Consider the following 13,377-nt stretch of genomic DNA (forward strand, 5'->3'; position numbering starts at 1 on the left):
ATTACTTATTTGATAAGGTTTTTCTAGATTTGATTTTAAAAAATGCTAGTTTTAATTATAAGAAAGAACAAGAAAAGTTTAGGGTTTTTCTATCTCTTTTGTTGATTTTGTGATATAATTAACACGTATAAAAAAAGAAGGAGTCATATCTAATGGCAAAATTGACTGTTAAAGACGTTGACTTGAAAGGGAAAAAAGTTCTCGTTCGTGTTGACTTCAACGTACCTGTTAAAGATGGCGTGATTACCAATGACAACCGTATCACTGCAGCTCTTCCAACTATCAAGTATATCCTTGAACAAGGTGGACGTGCAATCCTCTTCTCTCACCTTGGACGTGTAAAAGAAGAAGCAGACAAAGAAGGTAAATCACTTGCTCCTGTAGCTGCTGACTTGGCTGCTAAATTGGGACAAGAAGTTAAATTTATCCCAGGTGTTACACGTGGTGCTGAATTGGAAGCCGCTGTTAACGCTCTTGAAGATGGACAAGTTCTCTTGGTTGAAAACACTCGTTTCGAAGATGTTGACGGCAAGAAAGAATCTAAAAATGATCCTGAACTTGGTAAATACTGGGCATCACTTGGAGATGGTATCTTCGTAAACGATGCATTCGGTACAGCTCACCGTGCACACGCATCTAACGTTGGTATCTCAGCAAACGTTGAAAAAGCAGTTGCTGGATTCCTTCTTGAAAACGAAATTGCCTACATTCAAGAAGCAGTTGAAGCTCCAGAACGTCCATTCGTGGCTATCCTTGGTGGTTCAAAAGTTTCAGACAAGATCGGTGTTATCGAAAACTTGCTTGAAAAAGCTGATAAAGTTCTTATCGGTGGTGGGATGACTTACACATTCTACAAAGCTCAAGGTATCGAAATCGGTAACTCACTTGTAGAAGAAGACAAATTGGATGTTGCAAAATCTCTTCTTGAAAAAGCAAACGGCAAATTGATCTTGCCAGTTGACTCAAAAGAAGCAAACGCATTTGCTGACTACACTGAAGTGAAAGACACTGAAGGTGAAGCAGTAGACCCAGGTTTCCTTGGTTTGGATATCGGTCCAAAATCTATCGCTAAATTCGATCAAGAATTGACTGGTGCGAAGACAGTTGTATGGAACGGACCTATGGGTGTATTTGAAAACCCTGACTTCCAAGCTGGTACAATCGGTGTAATGGATGCTATCGTGAAACAACCAGGCGTGAAATCAATCATCGGTGGTGGTGACTCAGCTGCCGCAGCGATCAACCTTGGTCGTGCAGACAAGTTCTCATGGATCTCTACTGGTGGTGGAGCATCAATGGAACTCCTTGAAGGTAAAGTATTGCCAGGATTGGCTGCACTTACAGAAAAATAAGAGTATAATTAAGAAGATGGTTTCGCCATCTTCTTTTTTGTACCTTTTTCAATGTATATTATTGCATATATGAAAAGAAAAGGATTAAATATTTGCATCTTGGGTTTTAAAGTGATACTATGGATAGTAAACGACAAAAATGAGATACAGAAAGAGATTACAATGAAAAATAGAAAAGAAGTCTATGGATTTCGTAAAAGCAAGGTTGCAAAAACTTTGTGTGGTGCTGTTTTAGGGACTGCTTTGATTGCTTTTGCAGATCAGGCAGTTTTTGCTGATGAAGTAAAAGAGACAACAAGCACAAGTGCGGTTGAAGTTACAAGTACCGGAAACCCAGCCACAAATCTAGCTGAAGCTCAAGGAGATATGAGCCAAGCCGCCAAAGAAAGCCAAGCCAAGGCTGGTTCTAAAGACTCAGCTTTGCCAGTAGAAGTATCATCAGCTGATTTGGATAAAGCCGTTGCTGATGCAAAATCTGCAGGAGTTAAGGTAGTTCAAGATGAAACAAAAGACAAAGGAACAGCCACAACTACTACAGAAAATGCACAAAAACAAGATGAAATCAAAAGTGATTATGCTAAACAGGCTGAAGAAATAAAGACATCTACTGAAGCATATAAAAAAGCAGCAGCAACTCATCAGGCTGAAACAGATAAAATCAATGCTGAAAACAAAGCAGCGGATGACAAGTATCAACAAGATCTAAAAAGTCATCAAGAAGAAGTTGAAAAAATCAATACTGCCAATGCAACAGCTAAAGCAGAATATGAGGCTAAGTTAGCGCAATATCAAAAAGATTTAGCGACTGTCAAAAAAGCAAACAAAGATAGTCAAGAGGATTATCAAAATAAACTTTCAGCTTATCAGACAGAATTAGCTCGAGTACAAAAGGCTAATGCTGAAGCTAAAGAAGTCTATGATAAGGCGGTAAAAGAAAATACTGCGAAAAACGAAACGCTTAAAGCTGAAAATGAAGCCATTAAACAGCGTAATGAAACTGCAAAAGCGAATTATGAAGCAGCGATGAAGCAGTATGAAGCGGATCTTGCAGCTATTAAGAAAGCTAAAGAAGATAATGATGCTGATTATCAAGCTAAATTAGCAACTTACCAGACAGAATTGGCACGTGTTCAAAAGGCTAATTCTGATGCAAAAGTAGCCTATGAAAAGGCTGTTGAAGAAAACACTGCTAAGAACAATGCTATCCAAGCTGAAAATGAAGCGATTAAACAACGAAATGAATCAGCCAAGGCAACTTATGAGATTAAAAAAGCACAATACGAAAAAGACTTGGCAGCAGTCAAACAAGCGAATGCAGCTAACGAAACAGACTACCAAACTAAGCTAGTAGCTTATCAGACAGAACTAGCTCGCGTTCAAAAAGCAAATGCTGATGCTAAAGCAGCTTATGAGAAGGCTGTTGAAGACAACAAGGCCAAAAATGCGACAATTCAAACTAAGAATGAAGAAATTAAGCAGCAAAATGCTAAAGCTAAAGCAGACTATGAAGCTAAAGTTGCAAAATATGAAGCAGACATTGCCAAATATAAGAAAGATTTGGCTGAGTATCCGGCTAAGTTGAAGGCTTATCAAGATGAGCAGGCATCTATTAAGGCTGCACTTGTAGAACTTGAAAAGAATAAAGACAAGGATGGGTACTTGTCTAAACCATCTGCTCGTAGCTTGGTTTATGACTTAGAACCAAATGCTCAACTTGATCTTAAAACAGAAGGAAAACTTCTTACAGCAACAGCAGTTGATGAAGCCTTCAAGAAAGATACAGACCAATATGGTAAAAAGAATCTTCAGTTAGACAATCTAAATGTCAAGAATTTGGAAAATGGTGCTACCACTTCTTCGGTGGAATTGTATGGTAACATCAACGACAAATCTGACTGGACCACCAATGTAGGGAATAAAACTGAAGTTAAATGGGGCTCTGTTCTTCTAGAGCGTGGTCAAAGCGTAACAGCGACTTATACCAACCTTCAAAATTCCTACTACAATGGTAAAAAGATTTCGAAGATTGTTTACAAATATACTGTAGATCCGTCTTCAAAATTTCAAAATCCTAGTGGAAAAGTTTGGTTGGGAATCTTTACAGACCCAACGTTGGGCGTCTTTGCTTCAGCCTATACTGGTAAAGATGAAAAGAATACATCTATCTTCATCAAAAATGAATTTACCTTCTATGATGAAAATGACCAACCAATTAATTTTGACAATGCCCTCCTTTCAGTTGCTTCTCTAAATAGAGAAAATAATTCTATTGAGATGGCCAAGGATTACACTGGTACCTTTATTAAAATTTCAGGTTCATCTGTTGGAGAAAAAGGCGGGAAAATTTATGCTACAGAAACCTTGAACTTTAAACAAGGCCAAGGTGGATCTCGTTGGACCATGTATAAAAATAGTCAACCTGATTCCGGTTGGGATTCGTCTGATGCACCAAACTCTTGGTATGGTGCGGGAGCAATCAGCATGTCAGGTTCTACTAACCGTGTGACTGTCGGTGCCATTTCTGCTACTTTAGTAGTTTCTTCTGATCCTGTTATGGCTGTAGAAAATGGCAAGAAACCAAACATCTGGTATTCACTCAATGGGAAGATTCGTGCCGTTCACGTTCCGAAAATTACTAAGGAAAAACCAACTCCACCAGTAACGCCAACTGAACCACAAGCTCCTACTTATGATGTGGAAAAACCATTGGAGCCAGCCCCAGTAGCACCAAGCTATGAGAATGAGCCAACTCCACCAGTTAAGACTCCAGATCAACCGAAGCCATCAAAACCGGAAGCGCCAAACTATGAGGCAGAAAAACCATTGGAACCAGCTCCAGTAGCGCCAAGCTATGAGAATGAGCCAACTCCGCCAGTTAAGACCCCAGATCAACCGGAGCCATCAAAACCGGAAGCGCCAAACTATGAGACAGAAAAACCATTGGAACCAGCTCCAGTAGAGCCAAGCTACGAAAATGAGCCAACTCCACCGGTTAAGACTCCAGATCAACCGGAGCCATCAAAACCAGAAGCGCCAAACTATGATCCATTGCCAACTCCGCCGCTAGCACCAACTCCTAAACAGCTGCCGACTCCTCCAGCGGTGCCGACAGTACACTTCCATTATAATAGCTTGTTGGCGCAACCTCAAATTAATAAAGAAATTAAGAATGAGGATGGAGTAGATATTGATCGTACTCTAGTAGCTAAGCAGTCTGTAGTGAAGTTTGAACTGAAAACAGAGGCTTTAACCGCAGGTCGTCCAAAAACAACTTCGTTTGTATTGGTAGATCCACTTCCAACTGGTTATCAGTTTGATTTGGAAGCTACCAAGAATGCGAGCAAAGGTTTTGAAACAAGCTATGACCAAGTTAGTCACACTGTAACCTTTAAGGCTACTGAGGAGACCTTAGCTGCTTTCAATGCAGATTTGACAAAATCCTTTGAGACTCTATATCCAACGGTTGTTGGTCGTGTTTTGAATGATGGGGCGACTTATACAAATAACTTTACATTGACAGTCAATGATGCCTATGGTGTTAAATCAAACATTGTTCGTGTAACGACTCCAGGTAAACCAAACGATCCCGATAATCCAAATAACAACTACATTAAACCTTTGAAAGTTAACAAGAACAAACAAGGTGTGAATATTGATGGTAAAGAAGTTCTAGCTGGTTCAACGAACTACTATGAACTCACATGGGATTTAGACCAATACAAGGGAGATAAATCTTCTAAAGAAGCGATTCAAAACGGTTTCTACTACGTGGATGATTATCCAGAAGAAGCTTTAACCCTTCAACCAGAATTGGTTAAGATTCGTGATCTAGAGGGCAACCTTGTATCAGGTATCAGTGTTCAACAATTTGATAGTTTAGAAGCTGCGCCTAAGAAGGTTCAAGAGCTGCTGAAGAAAGCCAAGATCACTGTTAAAGGTGCTTTCCAACTCTTCTCAGCTGATAATCCAGCTGAATTCTACAAGAACTATGTAGCAGCAGGAAAATCATTGCTAATCACAGATCCGATGACAGTTAAACCTGAATTTGGTCAAACTGGTGGTAAGTATGAAAACAAAGCCTACCAAATTGATTTTGGAAATGGCTATGCTACAGAAGTAGTTGTCAACAACGTTCCGAAAATCACACCAAAAAAAGATGTGACAATCAGTATGGATCCAAGTAGTGACAATATCGATGGCCAAACAATTCCATTGAACCAGTACTTCAATTATCGTTTAATCGGTGGTTTGATTCCACAAAATCATTCTGAGGACTTGAATGACTATAGTTTTGTAGATGATTATGACCAAAAAGGTGATCAATACACTGGAAACTATAAAGTTCTTGCCAAGGTTGATATCCGATTGAAAGACGGTCGTGTTATCAAGGCAGGAACAGACTTAACAGCTGAAACACAGGTTGAACATGATCAAGATAAGGGAATGATTACAATTCGCTTCAAGGAAGAATTCCTTCAAAAGATTCAGTTGGATTCTCCATTCCAAGCTGAGACTTATATTCAAATGAAACGAATTGCTATCGGAACCTTTGAAAATACTTATGTAAATACTGTGAATAAAGTTGCTTACGCTTCAAATACAGTTCGCACGACAACACCAGAACCTAAGAAACCAGAGGAGCCAACAACCCCTAATTCTAATTCTAATCCAAATCCAAAAGGAAACCCTACTCTACCTCACACAGGGACAAATGATTCAAGCTACATGCCATATCTTGGTCTGGCAGCTTTAGTAGGAGTTTTAGGACTTGGTCAGTTGAAACGAAAAGAAGACGAAAGCAACTAATTTCTGGAAGTTAAATAGAAAAGAGGAACTCTGTTTCCTCTTTTTTATAGCCTAAATTAAAAGCGTTTCCTATTGATTTTGGCTCATAAAATCAACTAATTTATGATAAAATGGAAGTAGAAAGTTGAGATTATGGGTTATTTTAAAAAATATAAATTTGACAAGTCACAGTTCAAACTTGGTATGCGGACTTTTAAAACGGGAATTGCCGTTTTTCTAGTTCTTTTGATTTTTGGCTTTTTTGGCTGGAAAGGTCTTCAAATCGGTGCTCTGACAGCGGTTTTTAGTCTGAGGGAGAGTTTTGATAAGAGTGTCCATTTTGGGACTTCACGTATTCTAGGAAATAGTATCGGTGGTTTCTACGCCCTTATCTTTTTTCTCTTAAATACCTTATTTCAAGGAGCCTTTTGGGTGACCTTGGTGGTTGTTCCAATCTGCACTATGTTAACCATTATGACAAATGTGGCCATGAATAATAAATCGGGGGTTATTGGTGGTGTAGCAGCTATGTTAATCATTACCCTCTCAATACCGAGCGGTGAAACAATTTTGTACGTGTTTGCGCGTGTATCGGAAACTTTCATGGGAGTTTTTGTCGCAATTCTCGTAAATTATGATATTGATCGTATTCATCTCTTTTTAGAGAAAAAAGAAAAATAATGTTACATTTTATAACATTATCGATTGACGTATGTATTTTTTTAGACTATAATAGACAGAAAGAAGGAAATTGTAAATGAAGGAAAGAGAATTTCGCCGAAATATGGCTGTTTTTCCTATCGGTAGTGTGATGAAGTTGACCGATCTATCAGCGCGTCAGATTCGTTATTATGAAGATCAAGAGTTGATTAAACCTGATCGAAACGAAGGAAACCGTCGCATGTATTCGTTGAATGACATGGATCGTTTGCTTGAGATCAAAGATTATATCTCTGAAGGCTACAATATCGCTGCCATTAAGAAAAAATATGCTGAACGTGAGGCGAAGTCCAAGAAAGTGGTGAGTCAGACGGAGGTGCGTCGCGCACTTCATAATGAACTCCTCCAACAAGGTCGCTTTGCTTCAGTACGGTCACCTTTTGGTCGCGGTTAGGCAACCGCAAGTAGTCATATATTAAGGAGAAAAACCATGCCAATCACAGCTGCAGATATTCGTCGTGAAGTCAAGGAAAAAAATGTTACCTTTATTCGTCTCATGTTCTCAGATATTTTGGGAACGATGAAAAACGTCGAAATTCCTGCTACAGATGAACAGTTAGATAAAGTCTTGTCAAACAAGGCTATGTTTGATGGATCTTCTATCGAAGGTTTTGTACGTATCAATGAGTCAGATATGTACTTGTACCCAGACTTGGATACATGGACAGTCTTCCCTTGGGGAGATGAAAACGGAAGTGTTGCAGGTTTGATCTGTGATGTCTATACAACAGAAGGTAAACCATTTGCAGGTGACCCTCGTGGCAACCTCAAACGTGCTCTTGGTCACATGGAGGAAGTAGGATTCAAATCCTTCAACCTTGGACCAGAGCCAGAATTCTTCCTATTTAAGTTGGATGAAAATGGCGACCCAACACTTGAAGTAAATGACAAAGGTGGCTACTTTGATTTGGCGCCTACTGACCTTGCGGACAATACGCGTCGTGAAATCGTTAATGTCTTGACTAAAATGGGATTTGAAGTAGAAGCTAGTCACCACGAGGTTGCGGTTGGTCAACATGAAATTGACTTCAAGTATGATGAAGTGCTCCGCGCTTGTGATAAGATTCAAATCTTTAAACTCGTTGTTAAAACAATTGCTCGCAAACATGGACTTTATGCAACCTTTATGGCGAAACCAAAATTTGGTATTGCTGGATCAGGTATGCACTGTAATATGTCCTTGTTTGATGCAGATGGCAACAATGCCTTCTTTGATCCAAAAGATCCGAGAGGCATGCAGTTGTCAGAAACGGCCTACTATTTCCTTGGTGGTTTGATCAAGCACGCTTACAACTATACTGCCATCATGAACCCAACTGTTAACTCCTACAAACGTTTGGTTCCTGGTTATGAAGCGCCAGTTTATATTGCATGGGCTGGACGTAATCGTTCACCGCTTGTGCGCGTACCTGCTTCACGTGGTATGGGAACTCGCCTTGAATTGCGCTCGGTAGACCCAATGGCAAACCCATACATCGCGATGGCAGTTCTTCTGGAAGTTGGTTTGCACGGTATTGAAAACAAAATCGAAGCACCAGCTCCGATCGAAGAAAACATCTACATCATGACAGCTGATGAACGTAAGGAAGCTGGAATCACAGACCTTCCATCAACGCTTCATAACGCTTTGAAAGCTTTGACTGAGGACGAAGTAGTCAAGGCTGCCCTAGGTGAGCACATCTATACGAGCTTCCTTGAAGCCAAACGTATCGAGTGGGCTAGCTATGCAACCTTTGTGTCGCAATGGGAAGTTGATAATTATCTAGATTTGTATTAAATAGTAGAAAAGAGGTTGTCCGAATGGGCAATCTTTTTTCGTTTGCAAAGTTATAAATGTATTTTGATACAGATTTTAGTATAGAAAATATAGGTAATTCATATTTTTTATCTAGCTTACAATTATGCATCAGAATGGGAATATTCTGACAAATATCAGAAAGCGATATCAAGTTTATGTTTAGATTTTCTTTATAACGATGCTATTTAATGGCGATTTTCTACTTTGTCTCACATCTATTGTAACACTACAAAAAAAGTAAATATTTTTTATATCTGCTTTTAATTGACCTTTTTTTGTTTAAGAAAAATTTAATGAAGTGCTTGCCCAAAATGCTTGATTAATGATATAATTGAGTGTGGGTTACTAGTCTCTCTGAGAGCTATAACTCTTGTCTTTAACTTTTACTTTGAGTGCTAAACTAAAAAGCATTTATTGACAAGCTCTTTTGATAAGAATTGGTAGGTTAGCTGGGAAAACTACTAATTTGGGTACTAATAACGGAGTTCTTACCATATGGAGAATGGCAATAAATTTCTTTTTATGTGTAATCATAAAAAGTAAAAAGAAATTTAATAAGGAGAAAAAGAATGATAAAGTCGAAAAACAGGCTTAAAAAGACAATCGTTGGAATGATAACCTTTGTTTTAGCGTTTTTCTTACTGCCGTTTCAAGGCCTTTTTGCGGCACCGCAAGAAATAAAGGATGACACAGATCTTTCTGCACTAAGTCTTTACCAGTTTCAGTTAACTACGGATAACATGAGTGTTGTATCTAAGTCATCTGCCGTGCAGCAATACCATATGGATGCTCCAGGTTTTGGAGATCTACAACATAAATATCCTGGTTATCCAATGGAAAATTTCACCCTCAAGGTAGATAAAACCAAAAAGGAAGATCAAACCTTTGATAAACCTTTGTCTTTGAAATTTACCAATGCTGGAACAGTCAATGGTAAGCAAGTAGATGCTTATTTAACGATTAATAAAGTTACTCTTCATTATATCAACAACTCAGAAGCTCCGGCTCAAATGGCTGATGTTAATAAGAAAACAGTTAACTTTTTCAACGTTTCTAATTTATGGGGAGCAAACCAATTTGAAATTGGGAATATCGCATATGTTGATGAGGCACATGACGATGTCATGAAAAATACCTTTACGGTTGATGCAGATATAACAGCAGAACTTAAGTATTCAGATGGTTCAGAACCTGACATGAAATTGGTGATGAAACCAACTGATATTGATGCAAATGGTCTATGGAATACCAAGGAAGCTTTCTATGTTACCAATTACAACACTAGCGTTGACAAGCGAGTGATGAACAACCGCAATAATTTGGAAGCGGTTCAAGAAGGTGATAAAACTGTTTGGAATGCAGGCCCAGGTGGTGGTACAAGTGGTGCGGAGGCCGAAAATAATATTTCCGGTTTAGCCCTACGCTCAGTTAACAACACCATGAACTTTGGTTACCGTTCAGCGAACTATGCCTCTGCAACTTTCTCTCTTTACATGGAACAAGTACAGTTTGCCCCAGAAAAGGAGGTAGATCCAGCTCAAATCCCAGCACAAGCAGGAGAGGCAGTTACTTATAAAACTCTTTTCAAGATTCCAAAACCAGGTAAAGAAATCATTGCAGCTTTATCAAGCCTTGATTTCGTTGATACCTTTGATGATCGTTTAGATTTCAAAGATCTTACAGTTGATGCAGATGGTGTTGTGTTGGCAAAGGATACAGACTATACTGTTGAGAAGTCAGGTCAAAAAGTAACTGTCAAGATGGCTGCTGCCTACTTGAACAAAGATAAGGCCGGAACACCTATTCGTATTACTTATAATACAGTAACAAATAATAAGGTTGGTGACAAAGCTTCAGGACCTATCGAAAACATTGTAGCTATGCAACCAGATAACCTTTATTTCGCATCAAACAAGGTAACAACGACCTTACTTTACAACAAGATTCATGAATTTGAGAGCGGTACACCTGGTAAGACCCTTCCACAAGAAGTTACAAACTTGTTACCAGCTAAAGTATCAGGTCTTGCAAATGGAACGACTGTAAATCCTACTCAACCAACAACTACTAAAGTATCTGTTCCAGAAGGAAACTGGGTATTCAAAGGTTACGACAAGGATTCAGAAGTTGTTGAAAATGGAGATGTGAAATTCATCGGTAAATGGGAATTCACTCCAGCGCCAACTTACAAGGCAACACATGAATTTGTAAGCGGAACGCCAGGAAAAGAACTTCCGCAAGAAGTGAAATCCTTGCTTCCAGCAGACCAAACAGACTTGAAAGATGGTAGTCAAGCGACTCCGACTCAACCAAGTCAAACAGAAGTGAAGACAGCAGAAGGTACATGGAGCTTTAAGTCCTATGACAAGGCATCAGAAACCATCAATGGAGCGGATGCCCACTTCGTCGGTACATGGGAATTTACCCCAGCACCAACTTACAAGGCAACACATGAATTTGTAAGCGGAACGCCAGGAAAAGACCTTCCACAAGAAGTGAAATCCTTGCTTCCAGCAGACCAAACAGACTTGAAAGACGGTAGTCAAGCGACTCCAACTCAACCAAGTAAAACGGAAGTGAAGACTACAGAAGGCACTTGGAGCTTCAAGTCCTATGACAAGGCATCAGAAACCATCAATGGAGCGGATGCCCACTTCATCGGTACATGGGAATTTACCCCAGCACCAACTTACAAGGCAACACATGAATTTGTCAGCGGAACTCCAGGCAAAGAGCTTCCACAAGAAGTAAAAGACTTGCTTCCAGTAGACCAAACAGATTTGAAAGACGGTAGTCAAGCGACTCCAACACAACCAAGTAAAACGGAAGTGAAGACAGCAGAAGGCACTTGGAGCTTCAAGTCCTATGACAAGGCATCAGAAACCATCAATGGAGCGGATGCCCACTTCGTCGGTACTTGGGAATTTACCCCAGCACCAACTTACAAGGCAACACATGAATTTGTAAGCGGAACTCCAGGCAAAGAGCTTCCACAAGAAGTAAAAGACTTGCTTCCAGTAGACCAAACAGATTTGAAAGACGGTAGTCAAGCGACTCCAACACAACCAAGTAAAACGGAAGTGAAGACAGCAGAAGGCACTTGGAGCTTCAAGTCCTATGACAAGGCATCAGAAACCATCAATGGAGCGGATGCCCACTTCGTCGGTACTTGGGAATTTACCCCAGCACCAACTTACAAGGCAACACATGAATTTGTAAGCGGAACTCCAGGAAAAGAACTTCCACAAGAAGTGAAAACTCTACTTCCAGCAGACCAAACAGACTTGAAAGATGGCAGCAAAGTGACTCCAACACAACCAAGTCAAACAGAAGTGAAGACAGCAGAAGGCACATGGAGCTTCAAGTCATACGACAAGACTTCAGAGACTGTCAACGGTTCAGATGTTAAGTTTGTAGGAACATGGGAATTTACAGCGAGCCCAGCACCAACAGTGACTCATAAAGCAGTTCACGAGTTTGTCAGCGGAACTCCAGGAAAAGAACTTCCACAAGAAGTGAAAACTCTACTTCCAGCAGACCAAACAGACTTGAAAGATGGCAGCAAAGTGACTCCAACACAACCAAGTCAAACAGAAGTGAAGACAGCAGAAGGCACATGGAGCTTCAAGTCATACGACAAGACTTCAGAGACTGTCAACGGTTCAGATGTTAAGTTTGTAGGGACATGGGAATTTACAGCGAGCCCAGCACCAACAGTGACTCATAAAGCAGTTCACGAGTTTGTCAGCGGAACTCCAGGAAAAGAACTTCCACAAGAAGTGAAAACTCTACTTCCAGCAGACCAAACAGACTTGAAAGATGGCAGCAAAGTGACTCCAACACAACCAAGTCAAACAGAAGTGAAGACAGCAGAAGGTACTTGGAGCTTCAAGTCCTATGACAAGGCATCAGAAACCATCAATGGAGCGGACGTTAAATTTACAGGAACTTGGGAATTTACCCCAGCTCCAACTGTACGTCCAATTACTTCTTTTGTAGATACTAAGGGGAATACATTAATTCCAAGTGAAGATGGGGAACAACCTAAGAAAGACATCCCAGGTTACCGCTTCGTAGAGACTAAGAAACTTCCAAATGGAGATACAGAGCACGTCTACGAAAAAGTGAAAACTAGTCACAAGGATAAAGAAGGAAATGAGATTCCAGGATATCCAAGCGAAGACGGCGAACAACCTAAGAAAGATATTCCAGGTTACCGCTTCGTAGAGACTAAGAAACTTCCAAACGGCGACACTGAACATGTCTACGAAAAAGTGAAGACCAGTCACAAGGATAAAGAAGGCAACGACATTCCAGGATATCCAAGTGAAGATGGCGAACAACCTAAGAAAGATATTCCAGGTTACCGCTTCGTAGAGACTAAGAAACTTCCAAATGGAGATACAGAGCACGTCTACGAAAAAGTTAAGACATCATTCAAGGATAAAGAAGGAAACGAGATTCCAGGTAATCCAAGCGAAGATGGCGAACAACCTAAGAAAGATATTCCAGGTTACCGCTTCGTAGAGACTAAGAAACTTCCAAATGGCGACACAGTTCATGTTTATGAAAAAATTATTCCTTCTGTGAAACCATCAAAACCAGCTAAGGAATTGCCTAATACTGGTACAGAAGATCACTCTAGCCTAGCAGCTCTTGGACTTCTTGGAGTATTGAGCGGATTTGGTCTTGTGGCACGCAAGAAAAAAGAAGACTAATGTT

General features: G+C 40.0%; 6 protein-coding genes. All 6 read left to right on the plus strand.

Going from position 1 to position 13,377, the window contains the following annotated elements:
• Window positions 1–152: 152 nt before the first annotated feature.
• The 6 genes from B7725_RS03410 (at window position 153) to B7725_RS03435 (ending at window position 13,373) form a co-directional block, all read left to right on the plus strand.
• Window positions 153–1,352: a phosphoglycerate kinase gene (locus B7725_RS03410; RefSeq protein WP_084852223.1), complete on the plus strand. Its 1,200-nt coding sequence runs from the start codon at window positions 153–155 to the stop codon at window positions 1,350–1,352.
• 162 nt (window positions 1,353–1,514) lie between these two features.
• The gene (locus B7725_RS03415) at window positions 1,515–6,158 is read left to right on the plus strand and encodes an antigen I/II family LPXTG-anchored adhesin (RefSeq protein ID WP_084874573.1); all 4,644 of its coding nucleotides are present in this window, start codon (window positions 1,515–1,517) and stop codon (window positions 6,156–6,158) included.
• 132 nt (window positions 6,159–6,290) lie between these two features.
• Window positions 6,291–6,818, plus strand: coding sequence for an FUSC family protein (locus B7725_RS03420; RefSeq protein WP_084874575.1), 528 nt, complete (start codon window positions 6,291–6,293; stop codon window positions 6,816–6,818).
• A 76-nt stretch (window positions 6,819–6,894) separates the two neighbouring features.
• A complete protein-coding gene (glnR, locus tag B7725_RS03425) occupies window positions 6,895–7,251 on the plus strand; it encodes a transcriptional repressor GlnR (RefSeq protein ID WP_000664336.1) in 357 nt (118 codons plus the stop codon).
• 36 nt (window positions 7,252–7,287) lie between these two features.
• The gene (glnA, locus tag B7725_RS03430; RefSeq protein ID WP_001122894.1) at window positions 7,288–8,634 is read left to right on the plus strand and encodes a type I glutamate--ammonia ligase; all 1,347 of its coding nucleotides are present in this window, start codon (window positions 7,288–7,290) and stop codon (window positions 8,632–8,634) included.
• Window positions 8,635–9,224: 590 nt separating this feature from the next.
• Window positions 9,225–13,373 (plus strand): LPXTG-anchored SHIRT domain periscope protein, encoded by a 4,149-nt coding sequence (locus B7725_RS03435; RefSeq protein ID WP_084874576.1) that lies wholly within the window; start codon window positions 9,225–9,227, stop codon window positions 13,371–13,373.
• Window positions 13,374–13,377 lie beyond the last annotated feature (4 nt).

The organism is Streptococcus oralis subsp. tigurinus (genome assembly GCF_002096275.1).
GTDB lineage: Bacteria > Bacillota > Bacilli > Lactobacillales > Streptococcaceae > Streptococcus > Streptococcus oralis_CN.

Bases quoted from the DNA above. Each gene is read 5' to 3' on its own strand.
- B7725_RS03410 (WP_084852223.1), top strand. From the start codon at position 153: ATGGCAAAATTGACTGTTAAAGACGTTGACTTGAAAGGGAAAAAAGTT.
- B7725_RS03415 (WP_084874573.1), top strand. From the start codon at position 1,515: ATGAAAAATAGAAAAGAAGTCTATGGATTTCGTAAAAGCAAGGTTGCA.
- B7725_RS03420 (WP_084874575.1), top strand. From the start codon at position 6,291: ATGGGTTATTTTAAAAAATATAAATTTGACAAGTCACAGTTCAAACTT.
- glnR (WP_000664336.1), top strand. From the start codon at position 6,895: ATGAAGGAAAGAGAATTTCGCCGAAATATGGCTGTTTTTCCTATCGGT.
- glnA (WP_001122894.1), top strand. From the start codon at position 7,288: ATGCCAATCACAGCTGCAGATATTCGTCGTGAAGTCAAGGAAAAAAAT.
- B7725_RS03435 (WP_084874576.1), top strand. From the start codon at position 9,225: ATGATAAAGTCGAAAAACAGGCTTAAAAAGACAATCGTTGGAATGATA.